This is a genomic window from Fibrobacterota bacterium (assembly GCA_019509785.1).
In the GTDB taxonomy this organism is placed as follows: domain Bacteria; phylum Fibrobacterota; class Fibrobacteria; order UBA11236; family UBA11236; genus Chersky-265.
This window is the reverse complement of record JAEKLQ010000063.1, coordinates 99,396-121,233: the sequence shown is the minus strand read 5'-3', so window position 1 is coordinate 121,233 and position 21,838 is coordinate 99,396. Positions and strand designations below refer to the sequence as shown.

18 protein-coding genes are annotated in these 21,838 nt (G+C 62.2%); 4 read left to right on the top strand and 14 right to left on the bottom strand.

Annotation, left to right across the window (positions count from 1 at the left end):
• Nucleotides 1-1,029 (top strand): amino-acid N-acetyltransferase (gene argA / locus JF616_18755; GenBank protein ID MBW8889804.1); only part of this gene is annotated, 1,029 nt, incomplete at its 5' end.
• 68 nt (nt 1,030-1,097) lie between these two features.
• On the opposite strand, the gene JF616_18750 is transcribed toward argA, so the two are convergent.
• From JF616_18750 to JF616_18725, 6 genes are all read right to left on the bottom strand, one after another.
• On the bottom strand, nt 1,098-1,286 hold the full coding sequence (locus JF616_18750) for a hypothetical protein (protein MBW8889803.1): 189 nt from the start codon (nt 1,284-1,286) through the stop codon (nt 1,098-1,100).
• A gap of 228 nt (nt 1,287-1,514) precedes the next feature.
• Nucleotides 1,515-3,467: a S8 family serine peptidase gene (locus tag JF616_18745; protein MBW8889802.1), complete on the bottom strand. Its 1,953-nt coding sequence runs from the start codon at nt 3,465-3,467 to the stop codon at nt 1,515-1,517.
• Nucleotides 3,468-3,693: 226 nt separating this feature from the next.
• Nucleotides 3,694-4,215 (bottom strand): hypothetical protein, encoded by a 522-nt coding sequence (locus JF616_18740; GenBank protein ID MBW8889801.1) that lies wholly within the window; start codon nt 4,213-4,215, stop codon nt 3,694-3,696.
• 11 nt (nt 4,216-4,226) lie between these two features.
• The gene (locus JF616_18735) at nt 4,227-6,647 is read right to left on the bottom strand and encodes a DNA internalization-related competence protein ComEC/Rec2 (GenBank protein MBW8889800.1); all 2,421 of its coding nucleotides are present in this window, start codon (nt 6,645-6,647) and stop codon (nt 4,227-4,229) included.
• 187 nt (nt 6,648-6,834) lie between these two features.
• Nucleotides 6,835-7,149: an HU family DNA-binding protein gene (locus JF616_18730; GenBank protein MBW8889799.1), complete on the bottom strand. Its 315-nt coding sequence runs from the start codon at nt 7,147-7,149 to the stop codon at nt 6,835-6,837.
• Nucleotides 7,150-7,289: 140 nt separating this feature from the next.
• Nucleotides 7,290-7,700 carry a hypothetical protein gene (locus JF616_18725; GenBank protein MBW8889798.1) on the bottom strand — a complete coding sequence of 137 codons (411 nt, stop codon included), beginning with the start codon at nt 7,698-7,700 and terminating at the stop codon, nt 7,290-7,292.
• Nucleotides 7,701-7,786: 86 nt separating this feature from the next.
• Between JF616_18725 and JF616_18720 the strand changes: the two genes are divergently transcribed.
• Both JF616_18720 and JF616_18715 read left to right on the top strand, forming a co-directional pair.
• A complete protein-coding gene (locus JF616_18720; GenBank protein MBW8889797.1) occupies nt 7,787-8,359 on the top strand; it encodes a DUF4416 family protein in 573 nt (190 codons plus the stop codon).
• A gap of 35 nt (nt 8,360-8,394) precedes the next feature.
• A complete protein-coding gene (locus JF616_18715; protein ID MBW8889796.1) occupies nt 8,395-9,585 on the top strand; it encodes a hypothetical protein in 1,191 nt (396 codons plus the stop codon).
• A gap of 393 nt (nt 9,586-9,978) precedes the next feature.
• Here the strand turns inward: JF616_18715 and JF616_18710 are convergent, their stop codons facing one another.
• The 8 genes from JF616_18710 to JF616_18675 form a co-directional block, all read right to left on the bottom strand.
• The gene (locus tag JF616_18710; protein MBW8889795.1) at nt 9,979-10,404 is read right to left on the bottom strand and encodes a hypothetical protein; all 426 of its coding nucleotides are present in this window, start codon (nt 10,402-10,404) and stop codon (nt 9,979-9,981) included.
• Between the two features lie 82 nt (nt 10,405-10,486).
• The gene (gene ruvX / locus JF616_18705; protein MBW8889794.1) at nt 10,487-10,969 is read right to left on the bottom strand and encodes a Holliday junction resolvase RuvX; all 483 of its coding nucleotides are present in this window, start codon (nt 10,967-10,969) and stop codon (nt 10,487-10,489) included.
• Nucleotides 10,941-12,110, bottom strand: coding sequence for a DUF4388 domain-containing protein (locus JF616_18700; GenBank protein MBW8889793.1), 1,170 nt, complete (start codon nt 12,108-12,110; stop codon nt 10,941-10,943). The genes ruvX and JF616_18700 overlap by 29 nt, the downstream gene beginning before the upstream one ends.
• A 139-nt stretch (nt 12,111-12,249) precedes the next feature.
• Nucleotides 12,250-14,052, bottom strand: coding sequence for a translational GTPase TypA (gene typA, locus JF616_18695; GenBank protein MBW8889792.1), 1,803 nt, complete (start codon nt 14,050-14,052; stop codon nt 12,250-12,252).
• Between the two features lie 175 nt (nt 14,053-14,227).
• Nucleotides 14,228-15,145: a hypothetical protein gene (locus JF616_18690; GenBank protein MBW8889791.1), complete on the bottom strand. Its 918-nt coding sequence runs from the start codon at nt 15,143-15,145 to the stop codon at nt 14,228-14,230.
• Between the two features lie 11 nt (nt 15,146-15,156).
• Complete coding sequence (locus JF616_18685; protein ID MBW8889790.1) at nt 15,157-16,353, bottom strand: hypothetical protein; 1,197 nt, start codon at nt 16,351-16,353, stop codon at nt 15,157-15,159.
• Between the two features lie 13 nt (nt 16,354-16,366).
• Complete coding sequence (locus JF616_18680; GenBank protein ID MBW8889789.1) at nt 16,367-16,981, bottom strand: hypothetical protein; 615 nt, start codon at nt 16,979-16,981, stop codon at nt 16,367-16,369.
• Nucleotides 16,978-17,823 (bottom strand): TIGR02147 family protein, encoded by an 846-nt coding sequence (locus JF616_18675; GenBank protein MBW8889788.1) that lies wholly within the window; start codon nt 17,821-17,823, stop codon nt 16,978-16,980. Before JF616_18675 ends, JF616_18680 begins: the two co-directional genes overlap by 4 nt.
• A 372-nt stretch (nt 17,824-18,195) precedes the next feature.
• On the opposite strand from JF616_18675, the gene smc reads away from it, so the two are divergent.
• Entirely contained in the window at nt 18,196-21,789 is a 3,594-nt protein-coding gene (smc, locus tag JF616_18670) for a chromosome segregation protein SMC (protein MBW8889787.1), read from the top strand.
• The last annotated feature ends 49 nt before the right edge of the window (nt 21,790-21,838 follow it).

The following is a 21,838-nucleotide window of genomic DNA, read 5'->3' as shown; positions in this document are numbered from 1 at the left end:
GGCGCATCCAACGTGACCAATACCCTGATATCGCTTCTGACCGAGAACGGCGCCAACGGCGTGGTGGGCAATTGGGTGTGGGCCCGCGCCATGGGCGTGCTCAACGGGCTCGATTACGAGCACACCGGCCGCGTGGAAAAGGTGGACGTCAACCTCATCAACAACATGCTGGAGGACGGGCTCATCCCCATCGTCCCCAACATCGGCTGGAACCTGGTGGGCAAGGATTACAACCTGAACAGCAGCGAGCTGGCGGTGGCCATCGCCAAGGCCCTGCGCGCCACCAAGCTCTTTTTCATCGGCGTGGACACCGGCATACCGGTGGTGCCCGAAGCCGGTTTCGCCGACGAAGGCGAAAAGGCCACCGGCTTCTTTTCCAACCTCGATCTGGAGGAAGGCGCCCTGTTGCTCAGGGATTTCTCCGGATCGTTGAAATCGGAACATCGCGAACTGGTGACCTTGGCCATGGACGCCTGCGCCGCCGGCGTCGATCGAGTCCACTTCATCGACGGTTCTCTGGACGGCATCCTATTGCAGGAAGTCTTCTCCAGCGCGGGCCACGGAACCATGTTCTACGCCAACCTGTACGATAAGATCCGCCCGGCCAAGCCCTCGGACATCCCGGAGATCCTTCGCATCATGCAGCCCTACGTGGACGACGGGGTCCTGATCCAAAGGTCCGCCGATACGCTGGCCGTCGAATTGGAGAACTTCGTGGTCTATAAGATCGACGCCACCGTGCATGGCTGCGCGGCGCTCAAGATTTATCCGGACAAGAAGGCGGAACTCTACGCGGTGGTGGTGGACGGCGCCTACACCGGGCAGGGAACCGGGCGCAAGATCATCTCGTACTTGCAGGATAAGGCCCGCAAATCGGGCGTGAAAACCCTGTTCCTGCTGACCACCCAGACCAGCGATTTCTTCATGCGCAATGGCTTCCGGGAAGCGCCCATCACGGTGATGCCTCCCGAACGCCAAGCCGCCTACAATCCCGACCGCAATTCGCGGGTGCTGGCGCTCAACCTGTAGGGTTCAAGGGAAACGCGGCCGCGCCGCGGCCGGGAATCCGGGCGGCGCAGGCCAGCCTGCCGAAGGATTCAGTCGGCCAAGCCCAATTGGGAATCTTCCAACGCCTCGGAAGGATTATGGGAATGGATGTCGCGCAACTCCTCCCGCCGCGAATCCAAGCGCGCCCGCAGCGACTTCCCCGGATACTCATCCGGATGCGCCGGGATGACGTCGTCGAGGGTGATGACTTTCGGTTTTTCCGTCTTCTTGCCGAACATGGGTTCCTCCTGGTTGATCCCGCAATGAGGTAAAGCAACGGATGTGCCACCTCCTGATCTGCGCGCCAGGGCGATCGTCATCGGACCATAATGCCATCAAACGCGGCATCCGCGGGGAAAAGCCGCCAAGTTGTCCGGCCTCGCGACAACCTGTCACAACGCCGGGCTTCCGTTTTCCGCCACCACCCCTGACGCGGGAGGCTTCGGTTTTAGACCATGCGGTAGGGATTACGGCGCATGATCCTCCACCCAAGTCCAAGCGATGGCGTAGTAAAAGAAGTTGGTCCGGCTGCCGCTGGGGATCCGGTTGGACCATTTGATGATATGGGCATCCATCGTAGAGCCTGCCGGGATCAGGTTGCTGGCGATGTCCACCATTTCCACGTTCCCATCGTTGCTCAAGGAGGACTTCGAGCTGGTGCCGTAATTAACCTTGAGATCCAAATCGCTCAACGCGTTGTCCCCGCCCAGGACGGGATTGCTGTCCCAGGTCAACACCACCCGCAAATGCTTGCCCGCGGGTTTGGAGGACGGTATGCCGATCTTGTAAATGATATCGGGGGTGGAGAAATCGGAAGCATATAGGCTACCCGATCCGATGCCGTATTGGATCGGCGCGCTGTTGGGATAGGTCGTAGAATGCGAAGAAGCGAAATTGACGGCCGCAGAGCCATAAACCACGCCGGCTCCGTCCTTGCCGTCCACCTGGGAAGACCAATATCCGCCGGTCACGTTCTGGGCCGTGGCCATCAAAACGGCGCGAACCTTTTCCGGCCAATTGATCAGCCGGCTGTCGGCGGCGATGACGTCGGCGGCGATGCCGTTGACGACGGGAGCGCTCCAACTGGTCCCGCAGAACTTCAACTCGAACCAATCATAGGAGTCGCATTGATCCAGGAAGAGCTGACCCTCGCGGCCTTGGACCGTGCTGACGATGTTGGTCGGCGAATGGCCGGGCGCCACCAGGTACGGCATTTCCCGGTCGCCTGCGCAATCGCTTCCGCTCCCGCTGATGCAATTGCCCCACCGGGGGGGAGGGTTCTTGGTCTGGGTGCAGGCCCCGTCGGGATTGGAGGTCGCGCTCAAATCGAAATAGGTCTGGTTCACATGCCTTACGTTCCCCACGCTGATAGCGTTATAGCACTGGTAATCCGGAGCCATACCGGATCCGTCGTCATGCAGCAAGCCATTGCCCGTAGGGTTGCAGAACACCGGGAACGGCCATTGATAGGCGAAATCATCCACGAAAAGCATATCGGCTTTGGTAGGCGTCCCGCTGTTGGAATAGCTGAGGCTGAGGGTTTGGATCCCGTTATTGATGATCCAGTCCTGGTTGCCCGGCGCATTGTATAAAAAGTTGCCCGCCAGATTCTTATTCCCCAGCTTGGCCCCCGGAGCCGCGTAACGTAAACATTCCCAGGTGGCCATGCTATGTTCGCTGGCGCCGGGATTGACGTCGACGATGTTGGAAGGGGTTATCCCCAGGCAGCTCAGGAAGTCCCCGTTCAATCCGGCTTCCAAGGTGGCGGCATTGACGCCGGCGCCCGCGCCCGAAGGCACAGCGGCCGAGCTATGGTTGTACGCCGAAGCGGCCAGGGTGGAGAATTGGGCCGGCGTTCCCGTCGGCCTTCCGGGAAAATAAGGCTCGATGGAAGCCACCTCGTCCGCGAACATCAGCTTCATCAATTGCGATTTCGTCAGGTTCGCCACCGCCGACTCTTTGGAAATCCGCCCTTTGTTCCCCAGGCCCACCTTAGCGAGGAAAACCTCGACATCCGCCACGGGGGCCAATGCGGCGACCTGCAAGCTTTGCTCCCGCATGCTCTCGCCAGACTCCCGCGTCTTGTCGAAGTAAACCACCCCTTCGGGATATTTCATGGAGACGACCACATCTACGCTGCCGGTGTCACCCATGCGGGAAAGCTTTGATTGCAGGGCTTCGCCAAGGGCCCCCCATTTCCGTTTCCGCGATTCCCACTCCGCGGTTTCCAACGCGACTAAATCGGAAGAGGAGCGGACGAGATCCGAGTTAGAGCCCAACCGGTAACTCCCTTCCTTGGCATCCCAATGCTTCCAGACGTGGATTTCCTTTCCCGGAAGCGCGTATGGAAAGTTACGGGTGATGATAGGGCCGTCAAGAGGTTGGGCGCGGGCGCTGCCCGCCAATAAAGCCAATGCCATCGATGGGATCAACCCGAACGGAAAAGAAATAGAAGAATGGATTCGGATCCGATTTGCCGGATTACCCATGAACGTAGTCCTCCAGGATTGGTTTCCAACGAAAGGATATCCCCGTTACGGGAAATCCCGTGTTCGCGAACGCCGAAATCATAGGAAAATAAAATTGGTACCAAATAACAAGGTGTTATTCGGGGGAAGATCCGGGAGAAAAGTTACTTGGGAGAACTTACCGGAATTCCCGCTCCAAAACCGAAGCGATGAACCGCTCCAGGCTCACGGGATAGAACCGCGGCTGCGGGCACCAGATCACGCCCATATTGATGATCTCCGCCCGCGATAATTCGTTCAGCACCTTTTCCATCAGTTCGCGATCGGTATCCGGGAATTCCTCCACGGACAAGTGCTCGTTGCGGATGCGGTAATTCTTGCCATAGGCCGCGCTGAAGGAAAACATGCGCGCCACCAGGCTCCGATCCATGAACGGTTCCGACTCGGGGAACATGTCCGCGAAGCGCTCGTCGTGCGGGGATACGGGGATCACGAGCTTGGGGCTCACCTTGATCTGGCCGGTGAGCTTGACCGAACCCGGCCGGTCCGGGCTCTCGGATTCATCGTTGGGGCCCACCAAGGTGAACGGCAAGGTATGATAACCGGCCACGATCCCCGTCATCGGAAGGCGCTTGATATCCGTCTGCTTATAGACGGCCTTCAGCCGCTCGGGATCGGCTTCGTGCAGGGGTTCGGGCATGGGGCTCCAATCTACAATTTTGCGCCCGGCGTCCTTTCGCCCGTCGCCACGGATGCCAAGGCGGCCGGGCTTCCGCGGGCGTGCCGCGGAGGCCTCGGCGGCGCCCGCGGGATCATGGACGTATCGGATGGCAGGAAACGGTTCCAGGATGAGTCCGCGTTCAGGACCACGGCGCCGTCGCGGGCCGTGCAGTAGAGCCGGGAACCCAAGCTCCGCAAGGCCGCCACCGTAACGGGCCCGGGATGCCCGAAGCGATTGATGCGTCCCACCGACAGCAAGGCTTGCGGCGGACGAACCGCTTGCAGGAAGGCGGCCGGATTGGACTTGTCGCTTCCGTGATGGGGGACCTTGAGGATGGCTCCCGCGAGACGCCGCGGTTCCAATTCCATTAACCGCGACTCGCCTTCCGGCCCCAGATCGCCCGTGAACAGCGCCTTGCGGTTTCCCAGGCGCAACAAAGTCGTCACCGAATTATCGTTGCGATCCTTGTACTGGGCGGCTCGTTCCGGCGAAAGCACCCGCAGGGTGTCATCCGCCCCGGCATACAGGACTTGGCCGCGGCGGGCCGTATCGACGGGGACGCGCCTTTCGGCCAGTACGCGCTTAAGGCCGAGCCAGGCATGCGTATCCGCGTCTACGCCGGGATAGAGGAATCGCCCGATGGCCATATGCCCGGCCACGTAGGCCAGGCCCCCGTAATGGTCGAGATCGGGATGGGTCACCACGGCGATATCGATGCGGTCGATCCCTTGCGAGCGAAGGTACGGCAGGATGACTTCGCGGCCGGCGGGTTCGGGTCCGGCGTCGATCAGGATCACCGCGCCGGGCAAGCGGAGTACGGCGCCATCGCCTTGCCCCACGTCCAGGAAGACGACTTCGCCCCGTGAAGCGGCCGCGCGGAGTTCGCCATGGGCCCATCGGCCCGCGAATAGGGCGGCGCAGGCCAGGGCCAGCACGCGACCGCGACGGACTTGGAGTGCATAGGGGTAGGCGAGCACCGCGATGATGAGCAAGAGACCGAAAGGAAGGGACATGCCGGAAACCGCTACGGCCGCGCCGGGCAGACGCGCCAAGGTATGCACGCAAGCCGCCAAGGCCGCTCCCAATCCTCCCGCGCAGGCCCCGAAGCAGCCGGCTACGGCGGCCACGGGCGCCGCCAGCAAGGCGAGGCAGGCGGAGGCCAGCATGGCGGAGCTGATGCCGATGGTGGCTATGTTGCCGATCAGGGAGGATGGCGCGCACAGGTGCGAAGCCGCCGCGAGCACGGGGTAGGCCCCCAGGAAAAGGGCCAGGGAAAGCAGAGGCGTGGAGACCAGGTAAGCCGGGAATGCCCGGCGGACGCGCCAGCGCGCCATCAGGATCGCCAAGGGTCGCGAATAAAGGATAAGCAGATAGGTGGCCGCGTAGGAAAGCTGGAAGCCCATGGAGAGGATGTCCCAGGGCATGACGAGGAGGGTGAGGGCCGCGGCCCATCCCAGGTTGTTCAACGCCGATCCTGGCCTTTCCCAAAGGACGCCGGGCAGTCCGCAGGCGAACATGAGCGCCGCCCGCAGGACGCTGACTTGGCCGCCGCACACGGGCACGTAGAGCGCCAAGAGGGCCGCCGTCGCGAGGAAGGCGGCCTTGCGCGGCAATCCCAGCAGTGCCCCGATCTGGAGGAATATCAAGGCTATTATGCCCACGTGCTGGCCGCTGATGGCGAGGATATGCAGCATGCCGCTGGATTTGAAATCGTCCACCAAGCCGGGATCGATCCCGTCCGTGTCCCCGACCAGGGCGGCCTTCAGCAGTGGACCTTCGCCCGGCGGCACGGCGCGATCGAGCCCATGAACCATGGCCCGGCGCGCGGCTATCACGAGCCTATCCCATAGGCCCGGCCCCGCCAGGACGGATAGGGAATCGGCTTTGAGGGTCCCGCGCAGGTTTTGCGAGCGCAGGTAGGCCGGAAAATCGAATTGGCCGGGGTTGGTCGGGCCTTCCGCCGGGGTGCGGCGGGCGCGCATGCGCAGCTTTTGCCCCGGAAGCACTTCGAAGCCGGGATCCTCGGCCCGGACCCGGAATCCGCCCTGGTCCGTCTCCAAGTCGAATTGGACCCCGCGTTGCCGGGAGGGGAAGCCGCGCACCGTACCCTCGATGGAGAAGGAACCCTCCGGCAAGGCCGCCGGGATCGGCGGCGTACGCGCGGAGAAGAGAATCGATGCGCCCACGAAGGCGGCGGCCAATGCCGCCAAGCGAAGGCCCGGCCTGGCTTCGAGGAAGAAGGCCATGGCCGCGAATCCCAGGTAGGACCATCCGGGCCAAACGTAGGCATCCAGGGCGGCCCAGGCGATGGGCAGGGCCGCGGCCAGACCGTAACGTCGGTGATACCCCTTCCGGGCGGCGGCCCGCAGGCCGCGCGCGAACGAGACGATCTCCCGCGGGACGGCGCGCATGGACGGAAGATAACCGGGGAAACGGAGGACAAGCGGGATGGCGATCACATGGCCGACGTGGGGGCCGATGCGCTGGAGAGTCTGTGTTTAAAGGGCGGGAGAGGAAGGAGAGGGGGAGGAGGAAAAGAAGGGGCCGACGATGCCGGCCCCGACCTTAGAGCCCCATTTTCATAAGGGGCTCTTGAGCTTACTTCTTCTTCTTGGCCTTCTTCGGAGCGACTCCGCCGATGGCTTCCTTGGCGGCCTTGGCCACGCGGAACTTCACCACCTTCTTGGCGGGGATCTTGATCGCTTCGCCGGTGGCGGGATTCCGGCCCATGCGGGCCTTGCGGTTCACCAGCACGATCTTGCCGAGGCCCGGAATGGTGAACCCATTCTTGGCGTTCTTATAGGCCAGCGCGGACTGGCTCTCGAAGAACGAACGGACCTGCACCTTGGTGAGGCCGGTCGACGTCGCGAGCTGATCCACGATTTGACTTTGGGTTAGGGCTTTGTCTGCCATGTGGCGTCCTTTCTAGGGGGTGAATAACGAGAAGACAGAGGAAACGGCACAGCCTTTATATAAAAAAATCCCGCGGGGCTTCAACGGGAAAACGCTTCTCGATACGATGGAGATTGCTCCCGGACGAGGTCCGCGGGGATTCACTTCGACGCGTCCCCGGTGACGCGCGCGACCGTATCCCCCCTGAAAGCCATGCCCCGCTTGATCGAAACGCTATCGGGGCTGAGGTAATTCCACATCGAATCGTTCATGTCGGAGAGGGCCGCGGTATCGTTGGCGCCCATCCAGCCTATCCCGTAGCGGTTCTGCTCGGTGCGATCGGGCTGGCCGTAGAGGAATATCACCATCTCCTTGCTCATGCCCGGGGCCGCCCGGCCGGAGACGAAATCCTCCTTAAGACGTTGTGGTATAAGGGCTCCCGTCTGTTCCACGTACTCCCGGCGCTCGTCCGAAGAGAGGGCGCCTTTAACGACCGCGTGGTTGGAACAACCGGCGCAAAGGACGGCAAACAGGCTGTATAAGGCGTAGCGGCGCATGGGGGACTGGATCATTCTATCAATTTTTCCCGGCGACGCTTGCCATTTCTTCGCTCCATCGCGCCCGGGAACCTGTTACTTTTCTTCCCGTGGAACCTCGATTGGACGTCTCCGCGGCCCCGACGGAAGCCCTCTCCAAGCGGGTCGTAGCGATCCTCATATCCGGCCCGAGGCCCTCCGAGGCCCTCTGGGACGATCTGGAAAGAAGGTTCGGCCCCCTCGATTTCAAAGGGGCCTTCCGGGCTTTCGACACCACCCTGTACTATCGGGAAGAGTTCGGGGACGACCTGCATCGCGGCTTCGCCTCTTTCCGCGGCCTCTTCGATCCCAAGGGGTTGGCCGCCTTCAAGCACGAAGCCGCGGATCTGGAAGCTTCCTGGAGCAAGGGCGGAAAGCGGTCCTGCAACCTGGATGCGGGTTATCTGGATGCCGATAAGGTCGTTCTCGCTTCCTTTAAGCGCGGACCCTGCAAATTGTATCTTACGGACGGCGTATACGCGGATTTGCTGCTTAAATACGCGAAGGGGCGGTTCGAACCCTTGCCTTGGGCCTTCCCGGACTTCAAGGATGGAAGGTATGATAGAAGCCTGCTCGCGATTCGGGAGAAACTGAAATCGGAACTGCGCAAAAGCCGGGACGGCGTCCCGGAAAAAGATCAGGCATTACCGCCTTAAGGACGCATTCGCCTCGAAAGGCGCTTTCGCCGCGCATGGCTGCCGCCGTCTGGCTGGTCGCTTGCGCCTTGGCCCTATCCATACAAGGGTGCGGAAGCCTGTTCTACGACTCCCCTCCCCAGAACTATTCGATCAACCGCCGCCTCTACGTCAACGACATGGCCGCCAACGATTCCCTGCCCCAGGATCTGGTCCGCAAGGGGATCAAGTTCGTATTGCAACCGGGCCGCGACTACGAATTCTCCATCGACAGCACCAATCGCGCATCGGACAAGCTGGCGGTGTATTATTTCGATTCCAACGTGCCGCGGGATTACCAGACCCTATCGGCCACCAACGTCGGCGGCCGCGAAACGTTTTCCCTGACTTCGGATCAAACCGCCGCGCAATTCTTCATGGCCCAAATCCAGGCTCCCGAAGGGGAAAAGGCCATCGCCTCGCTTCCCCATGTATCCATGCTCTCTCCGGCCACGGTCGTTTCCGACACCCTGCACGTGCATCTCTTTTTCATCCGCCAGCTGCGCAATTTCCCGGACTCGGCCTCCAAAGGCGCCTTCGCCAAAAGCCTTTTCCAGCAAATGGGCAAGATCTACTCGCCTTTCGGCATCACCCTCGTGGGCACCTACGAGATCGTGGAACCGCTGGCGGCGCCCATGACTTTCCCCTTCAGCAATACCTACGTGTCGCTGCCCGGCACGCGCATTCCCAACAATGCCCATCTGTACCTGGTGGACAGCATTTCCATCGGCGATCCCAATTCGGGCCTCGTGGGCGAAGTGCTCGGGTTCGCCCCTCGGGAGGTGGTGGACCTGGATACCCATAAGGAAAGCCGGGTTCTGCTATCGGGCCGGGTACGGGACCCCGCCAGCGTAGCCATCACGGCGACCCATGAATTAGGCCATTTCTTCGGCCTCCGCCATACGGTATCGACCCGCAATGACATCCTGCAAGACGACGACGAATCCAATCTCGAGGACGGATTCACCGATACGAAGTTCTGCCGATTGGACATCGCCTTGGCGAAGCTGGCTGCCGTCCCCGCCTGGCTGGAAACGACCGGCACGAAATACTGCCTCCGCATCCAAGAGAACTCCTGCAACGCCAACAACGGCTGCGACCTCCTCAACCTCATGCACCCCGTGGATTGCGGAACCCGGAACCAGGTAAACCTGTCCCCCGAACAAATCGCCTTCCTAAAGAAGAATCTGGGTTCCTACAAGCACTAAGCCGCCAAGCGTTCCTGCCCCGCTCCCCGACTTTATTTTTCCCACGCTCCGCTTCCCAACCTCGCCTCACTCCCCAGACGAAAAATTCGAGCCGCCCTACTCCCCTAGTCCCACGCGCTTCCCGGGGCTTCCCCGGGACAGCGGTCGATCGGCAGGGGGCGGGCGGGTCGGGGTGCGGGTTTCGCCGAATCAGGGCGGAGCGGCTTCCGGGAAATGGAATCGATACCAGCGGCAAGACAGCCCGCGCTCTTCAAATGCGCGGGCGTCCCATTTCCCGGAAGCCGCATCGACCAACTACAGCAACCAGCCCTGTCTGAGGCGAAACACGCACACCGCCCCGCCCAGACCCATCCCGATCGCCCATTGACCCAGCGAGGAGCACCGCGAGCCGCGCTACTCCAAAGCCAAAGGCTGCAAGGAATTCACGATGTCGTAAAACGCCTGCACCTTCGCCTCCATCCCCTCTTGACGCAAGCCGTGATAACGGATGAACGCGCAGTAATTGTTCCAGAACGCATGGCATACGATCCAGTAGCGCTCATCGCAGCCGATTCCCCGCGTTACGATGGTGACGATTTTATAGGGATTCTCGGTCATCATGGTCTTTAGCGGCTGGATCTTCTCTTCGCGCAAGTAGTTCTCGTGGAAATCGGAGATCTCCATGTCCTCCGCCTTCTTGATTTTGCGCGCCGCGATCAGTTCGATGAAGCAGGATTGATCCTTGGCCGTGACCGTGGTCTTGTCCGGCAGGTCCTTGACCTCCCAGAGGGAGGAGCCGGCGAATTCGAAGCAATACCAGGCGCAAGGTGAAATATGCACAAATGGTTCCTCGCTATGAAACCCGCTGCGCGGGTTTCCGGGTTCGCTGCGCGAACTCCACGCTCGTCACTTTATGCGGGCGCTACGCACCCGCGTTCCCATGACCCGCTGGATGCTGGTCCAGCCAGTCCTGAAGAATATAGCAGGCCGCGACGCGATCGATCTCGGCCTTGGCGCGCTGCCGTTCCCGGACCAGGGCTTTGCCGGTTTTGCGTTTGCCTTTGCCGCGGGCCTTGAGGCTGGCCGTGGCCATGGCGCTCGTGAAACTCTCGTCTTCGCGATGGATCGGCAGCCGGAAGGCCTTCTCCAGTTTGGTGATGAACGCGTCCACCGCCTCGGTCTTGCCTCCGGGCGGGGATTTCCCGTCGGTGCGGACCGGGTAGCCCACCACGATCGCTTCCACCGTCTCCTCGCGGATTATGTCGCCCAGGGCTTCCAGCCAACCCGGGTTGGCCCGGCAATCGAGGGTGGTAAGGCCCGTCGCCAGGGTCTTCCCGGCATCGCTCAAGGCCACGCCTATGCGGCGTTCCCCGAAATCAAGCCCGAGAACGGTGGTTGCTTTCATCCTTAGCCTTGACCCAGTCCATCAGCATCTTCTCGGTATTGAGGGCGCCTTCGGGGGCAGGTCCTTCGGGATTCCGCTCGTGGAACTCGAACGCGCCCGATGTCAGGTTCAAGATAGACTCCACCGCGCCCGCGCCGGTCGAATCTTTCCAGGATCCCTTGGAAACGTTCCCGTCATGCAGCGATACCTCGCCTACGATCCCTCCCGACGTTGCGATCAGTTGGCCGGTTTTCTTCACCGCCGCCAGGAAATGCAAGAGCTCCAGCAAGGTCCCGGCATGGATGGCGCCTTTCAGCGCGACCGGCTTCACCGAATACCGGATCTTCTCCGGCGAGCGTTTCAGGCAGGCCGACAGCGTCTCGGTCAGGTCCCGCTCCGTAGCATTGGGATCGAGATATGCGCGCACCCGATCGGGCGGGGTGGCCGGGGTTTCGCCGCAGCGTAAATAGACCACCGGGGTATTGATCAGCAGGGCATCGGTTTCGACCATCTTCTCTACTTCCCCTTGGAAGGCGTAGTCGGACACGATGAGATTCGGCTTGAAGGTTTTGCACGAAGCCATGAAGCGTTCCGGATCGCCTTCCAGATTGGCCACGTAGCCGATCCCTTGCAGGAATTCGCGTAGGGGCAACTCGTCCATGGCCAGGTGCGAGCGGATGCGCGGTTCGTCCGAGAAGAGCAATTGCAGCTTGTTCTGCAGGCGGCGCTTGGCATCGGCCAGGGCTTGGCGGGCCCTCTCCTCCGCATCGGCCTTGCGTTTGCGCCGCAGGGATACGGCCAGGAACAGGAATGCGCCCAACCCTAAGAGCAGGATGGCCAGGAATACGCTCTTCACGGATCCGGGATCCAGATGCACGGGAGGGCCGGATTCGGCCATGGATGCGGCGGGCACCCAACCCTCGAGCGTATCGTTAGCCCTTATTTTCACCCAATGTTCCGTTGACCTTTCCACCGCTACCACCTGCCCTTTACGCAGGAAGCCCCGGATCTCGCCGTTACGGGAGATATCCGCGCGGATGGGGACCACGGTTTCGTCGGTGCGGACCCAGCGGGGGACGGGGGAGGCGGGCGTTGGGGTGTCGGCCTGGGCGGCGACGGCCAGGAGCAGGCCTAAGGCCAGCGCGGCGAGTCGGTTCCTCATGCGCGCAGCCCGGGAGCGCACGGAGAGGGAGCTCGGCCGCGGTCGCGGCCTGGGGCGATGGACATACCGGAAAAATAACACTCTGGGGGCATTATACCCCAAACGCCGCAAACATGCACCCTGGGGATGCCTGGATCGATTAGCCCGCGCGCTTGCGCTGGTTCTCGTCGAGCAGGATCTTGCGGATGCGGATGTTCTTGGGGGTGATTTCCAGGGCTTCATCGTCGTTGATGAATTCCAGGGCCTCTTCCAGGGACAACTGCCGGTGGGGCGTCAGCACGGTGGCCTCATCGGACGAGGTGGTCCGCATGTTGGTCAATTGCTTGCCCTTGTTGATGTTGATGACCAGATCCTCGCCGCGGTTGTTCTCGCCGACGATCATGCCGGTATAGACGTCCACCTGCGGGCCGATGAACATGGTGCCGCGTTCTTCCAGCTTCCACAGGGCATAGGCGACGGAAACGCCGCGCTCCTTGCAGATGAGCGCGCCGTTGGGGCGCTGCTCGATGGCGCCCTTCATAGGCTCGTAGCCTTTGAAGATCTGCTGGAACACCGCGTAGCCCTTGGAAAGGGACATCAGCTTGGAGCGTAGGCCGATGAGGCCGCGGGCGGGAATGTCGTAGATCAGGCGGTTCTGCGTGCCTTCCAGCTGCATGTCCCGCATGTCGCCCTTGCGCTTGTTGATTTCGTCGATGACGGCGCCGGCGTAGACCTCGGGCACGTCGATGGTGATGGTTTCCACCGGCTCCATCTCCACGCCGTCCTCTTCATGGGTGATGACGCGGGGACGTCCGACGGTGAATTCATAGCTCTCGCGGCGCATCTTCTCGATGAGCACGGAAAGATGCAGCACGCCGCGGCCGGCGACGATATAGGCGCCATCCCCGGATTTGTTGACCCGTAGGGCCACGTCCGAAACGGCTTCGCGCTCCAGGCGCTCGGCGATATGGTTGGAGGTCAGGTAACGTCCGCCGTCCTTGCCGCAGAAGGGCGAATCGTTCACGGAGAAGCGCATGGAGATGGTGGGAGGATCCACCTTGATGCGGGGGAGGGCCACCGGCGGCTCTTCGCCCGTCAGGGTGTCGCCCAGGGTGAAGTCGGGAATGCCGGCGAGGCACACGATCTGGCCGGCGATGGCCTCGTCGATTTCCTTCAGCTTCACGCCTTCGGGGAACAGGATCTTGGTGATACGCACCTTCTTGGCCTGGCCGGCCTCGTTGATATGCGTGACGGTCTGGTTGGTCTTGAGGCTTCCCTGGCGCAAACGGCCCACGGCCAAGCGGCCCATGAACTCCTGGAAATCCAAGGAGGTGATCTGGACCAGCGGATTCGGCGAGGTGCCGATGGTGGGCGCCGGGATCTTATTCACGATCATCTCGAACAGGGGCATGAAGTTGGAATCCGGATCCGTCATCTCGCGGCGGCAGGTGCCGTTGCGGCCCGCGGCGAAGATGTGGCCGAAATCGAGCTGGTCATGGTTGGCGCCGAGTTCGACGAACAGATCGAAGACCTTGTCGAGGGCCTTGTGGGGCTCGCAGCCGGGACGATCGATCTTGTTGATGACTACCGCCAAGGTGAGGCCCATTTCCAAGGCCTTCTTGGTGACGAAGCGGGTCTGCGCCATGGGGCCTTCCCATGCGTCCACGATCAACAGGGCGCCGTCCACGGTGCCGAGCACGCGTTCCACCTGACCGCCGAAATCGGCGTGCCCGGGGGTGTCCACGATGTTGATCAGATAGTCCTTATACTGCACCGAGGCATTCTTGGACAAGATGGTGATCCCGCGCTCGCGCTCCTGGTCGTTGGAGTCCATGACGCGTTCGGTCATGACCGCGCCTTCCCGGAACACGCCGCTTTGGCGGAGAAGGCCGTCGACGAGGGTGGTCTTTCCGTGATCGACGTGGGCGATAATGGCGACGTTGCGGATATGCGAACTTTTCATGGGACTAACTCTGCGATGCGCCCGGGGCGGGCGTGGATGGGCTGAACTTAAGTTGCTGGCTTTGGTCGGGCGAGGCTCAAGGCCCCAAGTGTACCGCTTCTGGAAAAGCCGTGCAAACTTGAGCAAAAACCGCGTTTTCTGTCAACCCGGTAGCCGAAACGTGCGTGATTCGGCCTTACCTGCGCAAAGCAACCGATTCGGTCCGTCGGCCCTTGTCGGTCCACCATTGGAACTCGGCCTGGTAAACCCCCCTTGGCAATAAGGACGCATCCAATTCGATAGGGGAAGTGTGCAGGCTCCGGCGGACTAAGATCCCGGCGGCATCGTGTATGCGCGTTTCGATCTGCTGCCCGGCAGGTACGGGCGGCAGGAGGATCCGGAAGAAGTCGCCGGAGCGCTCCACGTAGACGTCGAAGGCCCGTAGCGCGGGATCGGCCAAGAGGTTGCGATGCCCCAGGGCCGTGCTTCCCCCGGGCAAGAAAACCGGAAAGTTACCCGACATTACGCCGTCGATGGCTGTCAGGGGGATGATGCGCGTCTTGGCGCCGGGATCCTCGGCGCCAGCGTCGCCCGCGATGTAGGGGTCGCCTTCGAAGTAGAGTTGGGTGACGAGTTCGTAGGCCCCGTACCGATCGGAAGCCGGTTGCCGGACGCGGAAATGGATATGGCTGGGCCGGTAGGCGTCCCCGTTGAGGTAGGCGCCGGGCTTGATGGTCCTGAATTCGAATGCCCCGTCCGCGCCGGTGATCATCCTACCCCAGAGCCGCGAGGCCTCGGGGTTGCCGTGATCATCGCATTCGGGTTGGGAGGGATGGATATAGCATCCCGCATCGGTCGCATGCCAGACCTCCAGGCTGATGTCGGAGAGGGGGCCGGCGCAATTGGAGACCGTGCCTTGGATTTGCAACGGGACGCCGGGCTCATCGGGCAGGCCCAGGCGGGACTGCCGCGGGGCGCCGTCCAGGTAATAAGGGCCGTAACCGTTATAGTCATCGGTCGTGGGCGCAGGGCAAGCGTCGGCGCGCAAGCGGCGGGGAAGCGCGAGGGCGGCCAGGGCCGCTCCGCCGGTCCGCAGGAATCTCCTTCTATCCATATGCGATCCTTTCACTGCCCGGCCATCGCCTTGGCCCGCCTGCCGTCGATGCGGAAACCCGGTCCGGACCTGCCATCCGGCCCCGGGCCCGGGAACAAAAGGGCGGCATCGCTTTTCCGTTCCGCCGCCCCGCGCCTTTCCGGCAGGACGCCCCTGCGTATTCCGGTGGTAACCATCGCCCGGTAGAGTCCGTCCCGGGTCAAGGCGAAGATGTCCGCTCCGGAAACGGCCAGGCCTCCCACATGGAGATCGGATAACCCTTCGTTACCGCGGACCCAAGACAGGCCACCATCGTCGCTGGCGAAAAGGCCTTGCCCCCAGGTTCCCAGCCAAAGCCGTGTCCCGGCGCCGCCCGGTATGGCCACGGCGCGGAAGCAGGTTACGGCGGAGTCCGGGAATCCGGCGCCGGCCGAACGGGTCGCGACATGGATCACGCCTCCCACCCAGCGGATGACGTTCAGGCGGGCAAGGCTTCCCGAATCGGAGAGGGCATAGGCCGTTCCGGCGGCGGGATGCGGATCCGTGGCGAGGACATAGGCCCGTACCGGCTCCACCGAATCGCCGGAAGGCTTAACCAGCGGGTTCCAAGTCAGCCCTCCGTCCGGGGTATAGAGCATATCCGTATTCATGCCCGCCACCGAACTCGAGGTCGCTCCCGCCACCAGGTATTGGCCATCCCCCAAATCGGCCAGATCCTGGTAGCGGCCCCGCATGCCCCCCACCTGATCGAAAGTCGATCCCGAATCCGGGCTCAGCCATAGGCTTTCGCCATAGAAACGGCTGCCCAAGAAGCGATTCCCCGGCATCAGGGTCAGCCACATCATGCCTACGAATTCCGCCGGGGCTTCCCGCCATTCCTTTCCCCGGTCGAAGCTGATCTCGCGATTGCAAACCAGCCAATCGTCCCGGTACAGTAGGATAGGCCGATACACGGGACTGGCTTCCCCGTAGGGACAGGTCGTGAGGACGGACCAATCCTCCCCGCGGTTCCGACCCTGGTACAGCGTATCCCCCAGGTATAGGTAAAGCGCGCCGCTATCATCGGCGATCAATCGGGAGGTTTCCAGTCCGCGCCAATCGCGGAAGGCGGTCGCCTCCGGGATGTTGGGCGCCGCCAGGGCGGTCCAGCCGGCGCCGGCCGGGATCGCCAGGAGCAGGGCCTGGATCAGGGCAAGACGAATGCGCGCAGGGGCGAAAGCGTTTTTCATGACGCGATCCTTCTCAAGGTGTTATGCGGATCCCCGCGCTATCCGCCACCACTCGCGCCGTATCGGCAACGGCGACCAAGGTGGTATCGTGCTTCCATCCGGCGCGGCTCTCGATCACGATCCGGGAGGCCCCCGCGGGCACCGAATCCAGGCGCGAAACCGAAATGGCGTCGCAACGCGCGAGGATATCCGTGCCGGGGAAATACGCGATGCCGGAATCCTTCGCCGCATAGGCGGCGGAATGCAGGGAAACGAGGAAAACCTTGGGCTCGGAAAGGGCCAGGGCGTGCCGTGACCCGCCGGCGCGCAAGGCGCCGGCGAAAGCCCACGACTTCAGGGCGGATTCGCCCGCGATGAGGTTCCAGGCGATCGACGTGTCCACCTTCTCGAATCGGAAGGACCCGTCGCTTCCGGTAAGGGTGCGGCGGATGAGCGTCGTGTCGGGCCGGCTGGGATCATATCCGGCAGGTATCAATTTGACTTGGACGGCGGCGGCCGGCGCGCCGGTCGCGCCGGTCACGAGGCCCGATAGGGTCTCCGTGTCGGAACCGCCGCCGCGGGCCTGGCGGTCTGGGGAAAGCACGCAGGCGGCCAGGGCCAGGGCCGCGAGGACGGCGCGGATCTTCATACGCGATTTTCCCGGGACAAAGGGAACAGGTTCAGGTTCAATTGGTAGGCGCGCGAGGGATTCCCGTCCAGCCGAGCCAGCTCGAGGAGTTCCGCCTTGAGATCCCGGATCTTCTTCTTGAACAAATCGAAGGTTTCCGGGGAAATCCCGAACGTGGTCGAGGACATCAGCCGTTCCCCGGGCGCGGCCCGATCGAAGGCCTCCAGGGCCAGCTCCAGCATGCGCTTCTGGAAATCCACCACCGCCGCCGCATCCACCTGCCCGCCGGTGGTCAATACCGGATCAGCCTGGCGCCAGCGCCCCTGGGCATCCTTCTTCGCCATCCCCAAGCGCGCCAGTAAGGCCACCGATTCTTCCGCCTGCGACGGGGTTATGGACGGCGTCAGGCACTTCGCCAGGAACGGGTAATCCCATTTGAACCGCATGCACCCGAGCAATTCGCGCACCGCGCTATGGTGCCATTCCCCGTAGAAGGCGTATTGGCTTTCTTCCACCCGGCGGCGTTCGTAGTCGCCCCGCAGGCGGGTCAGCTTGTCGAAATAAAGGTTCTTTTCCTTGATCGTCTTCGCCTGGTTGAAGAAGACCAGGTTCTCGAAGTATTCGGCTTCCTTGTCCATCAGCTTCAGGGCCGCGCAGGTCTTCAGGATGGTCGTTTTGGTCAGGTTCCGTTTGCCGTCGATGATGTATTTGTAGAACGCCGAGGAGTTGATGCCCGCCCGGGTGGAAAGGTAACGGAACGAGAAACTGGGTTGCGAGGCCTTACGGGTCTCGTAGTATTCCTTGAGGTACAGCCGATAGTCGGAATACATAAGGATGTTGAGCGGCATCGGCTCGGGGCGCATGGTCCCTTTCAAGGTAGCGCTTTGGGGTGAGGGCCGGAACCCGCGGTCCCTGAAATTCGTTGCCGGATGTGAACGCGGGGTCGACGGGACTCCGGACCCGGCCACTTGGGTTTATTGCGCCCCTTCTGATGGAGCTATGCGGAATCCCGGTTGGTACTTTGTTGGCAACCCGGCTCGCGAACCGGGGATAGACGGTGGATAGACTGTTTCGAAAACCACTAACGCATTAACCTCGCAGGATTTGCGTCATCATCCCTCTAAACCGGCTCCAAGCCCCGGTTTACGGGGTCCCAGAGACTATCTTTCCCCGATTAGCATTACCGGGCCTCTGCCATTTTCCGGCAGACCTGGCCCCCTTTCCTAAGGATTGGCATGTACTTATCCAAGCTGCGGATCTTCGGATTCAAATCCTTCGCCAATAAGGTGGAGGTCAATTTTCCCGGGGAAGGCATCACCTCGGTGGTCGGCCCCAACGGCTGCGGGAAGTCCAACATCATCGATGCCATCCGCTGGGTGCTGGGCGAGCAACGCGCCAAGGCCTTGCGCTCCAGCAAGATGGAGGACGTCATCTTCAGCGGCACAGCGGATAAGCCGCCCCTGAACATGGCCGAGGTTTCCCTGCTTATCAATAACGATTCCGGCGTTCTCCCCTCGGAGTACACCCAGATCATGATCACCCGGCGCGCCTTCCGCAACGGCGAGACCGAGTACCTGATCAACAACCAGCCGTGCCGCCTGAAGGACATCCATAACCTGTTCTACGATACGGGAATGGGCGCCGCCAGCTACAGCTTAATCGAAGCCAAGATGATCGACAGCATCTTGTCGGAGAAGGCCGACGAGCGGCGGACCATGTTCGAAGAAGCCTCGGGCATTTCCAAGTACAAGCAGCAGCGCAAAGAGACCTTGCGCCAATTGGAACGCACCGCGCTGGACTTGGCGCGCGTGGAAGACAACCTCAAGTTCGTCCAGCAGAACGTGAACATGTTCGAGCGCCAGGCCAAGAAGGCGGAAAAGTGGCGCGAGCTCAGGAAGGCCTACGTCTCCCTGGAACTGAGCTACAACCTCGATTCCTTCGTGGAGTTGGACGCCCGCTACCGGTCCATGCAGGCCGAAGCCGGCAAAGGCCAGGATCTCATCGACAGCTTGCAGTCCCAGATCACCGCCCGCGAGACGGAATTGGAAGAGGGCAAGCTGATGATGGTGGAAGAAGAGCAGGCGCTCTCCCGCCTGAACCAGGTGGTGGCCGCCACCAACGCCGAAGTGGTGCGCCTGGAAAACGAGTTGGACAAGTCCAAGGATCGCATCCTGCACCTGGGCGAATCCATCAAGCGCTTGGACGCGGAGACCGAGCAGGCCGGCCGCCGCTTGGGGGAGATCGCCCAGGAAAAGCATAAGGACCAGGAAGAGATCGTCCGGCTGGAGGCGGAAAAGGGCGAGTTGGCCGGGATGACCACGGGCCATGCCGAGGAGAAGGAACGCCTGTACCGGAATTACTCCGATACGCGCCGCCGCGCCGATGAGTTGGCCGAAGAGCGCTTGCAGGCCTTGGAAGAGCTGTCGGCCCTGCGCAATCGCGCCGGCAACGCCAATACCCAATTGCAGCATCTCAAGGAAGACGAGCAGGAGCTCGACGCCGCCCTGCAGGAAGTCACCGAACGCGTGCTGAACTTCTCGGACGAGAAGGCCACGGTCGAAGAGCAGGTGCGGATCCTGGAAGCCCAGGTGACCGAGCTGGGGGGCCGCATCGGCGCGGGATCGAGCCGTTTGGTGGATATCGCCCGGGAATGGGAGACCTTGCGCCGGGAGGAGCGGGAAGCCGCTTCGGAGAAGGTGGCCCTGGAGACCCGTCACGCGATGCTGAAGGGTTTGCAGGAAAGCATGGAAGGCGTGGACGGGGGCGTACAGCATCTGATGGCCAAGGCCAAGGATCGCATCCAGTCCCTCCTCGCCGACGCGGTGAAGGTGCCGGAAGAAGCGGTATTGGTGGCCGAGAAATGCCTGGGCCGATACCTGCAGGCCATGCTGGTGCCCGATCAAGGCACCCAACTCGATCTGCTTCGCGAGCTGAAGGAATCGCAGAAAGGCGAAGCCATCCTGTTCGCCTCCCATGGCTCGGCTACGCCCTTCGTCCGTCCCCGCCCTGATCTCACCTCGGTTCCCGGTTTCCAAGGCTGGATCATAGAGAAAGTCTCGGCGGACGCGGGTCTCAAGCCCTTGTTGGAGCTGGCCCTCGGCAATTACGCCCTGATGGAAAGCCAGGATGCGGCCTGGAGCGCGCTCGCGCGCATCGAAGGCCAGGATATCTGGCTCGTGACTCCCGCCGGGGAAATGGTCCACGCCTCGGGGTTGGTCCTGGGCGGGGCCCGCAAGGGCGAAAAGACCGGCCTCTTGCAGCGCAAGCACCTGCTGGAGCAGACCGCGGCCCGTCTCGTGGAAGTTACGGTCAAGGCCAAGGACCTGGGCGAACGCCTGTTGGCCCTGGAGGCCGAGCGCAAGCAATTGGAACAGGGCCAGGCGGCCATGGGACAGGAGCAGAAGCAAGCCGAACGCAAGTGGCAGGAACAGAAATCCAAGCTCAACTACATCCTCTCTTCCATGGAGACGATGGACAAGGACAAGAGCCAGAAGCGCCTGAAGTTGGAAACGGTGCGCGACCAGTTGGAATCCACCGAGCGCGATCAGGCCGAGATGGCCGGAAGCCTGGAAGAAAGCGAAGAAGCCCGCAAGGTGCTGGAGAACCAATTCCACCATGCCCTGGAAGAGGTGCATAAGGCCGAGGCCGAGCGGGCCCGCTTCGAGGAACGGCTGCGCGATCTGGATAAGCTGAAGGCCCAGAACGAGTCCCAGTCCAAGGCCATGGTGCTGAGGCTGGAGTACCTGGACCGCGCCCAGAAGGAGCAGCAAGAACTGGCCGCCAAGAACGCGGCGCAGAAGACGGAGTGGGAAAACCTCATCGCGCAAATGAACGGCCGCATGGAAACGGTGATGGATCAGATCGAGATCCTGCATACGCGCATGGCCGGGGAGGAGAAGCTGCGCGATCAGGCGAAGGAGGTCTACGATTCCAAGGTGGGCCGCTTGGACGAGATCCGCGTGCAGATCCGCAACCGGAACGACGAATTGCGCGCCGTGACCCAGGGCCGGCACGATGCGGCCATGAAGATGGAGCAGGCCCGCGCCGCCATGTCCAACATCCGCGAGCGCATGTTCGAACTCCACGAGGTGGACCTTTCCAACCCGCACAAGCTGAACGACGAGGGCGAGCAAATATTGATCTTCGAGAAGGTGGCCTACGACGCCGCCACGGCCATGGAAGAGATCGCCGCCTATAAGGACAAGCTGAAGAATCTGGGGAACATCAATCCCGGCGCCCTCGAGGATTACGAGGCCGAGAAGGCTAAGCTGGACGAGGTGAACAAGCAGTTCACCGATCTGGATCGCGCCCGCCAGGGCCTGGAGAAGGCCATTAAGAAGCTGGACAAGGTGGCCCGCGAGCAGTTCCTGGCCACCTTCGCGGTGGTGCAGAAGAATTTCCAGGACGTGTTCTCCAGCCTGTTCGAAGGCGGCGAGGCCCAGTTGGCCCTGGAAGACAACGTCGATCCGCTGGACGCCAAGATCGAGATCAACGCGCGGCCCACGGGCAAGAAGATGCGTGGCGTGTCCTTGCTTTCGGGCGGAGAACGCGCCCTGACCGCCATCTCCCTGCTGTTCGCCCTGTACCTGGTGCGCCCTTCGCCCTACTGTATCATGGATGAGGTGGACGGGCCGCTGGACGACGCCAACATCGGGCGCTTCGTCAACCTGTTACGCCGCTTCTCGCACCAGACCCAGTTCATCGTGGTGACCCACAACAAGCGCACCATGGCGGCCTCGGACATGCTGTACGGGGTCACGCAGGAGATCAAGGGCATATCCAAGCTGGTGAGCGTGCAGCTCGACGAAGCCAGCCGGATCGCCGCGTAGTATGGCTCCTCGCTCCCTCGTCGCTTGGAAAAAACCCGCCGCTGGCGGA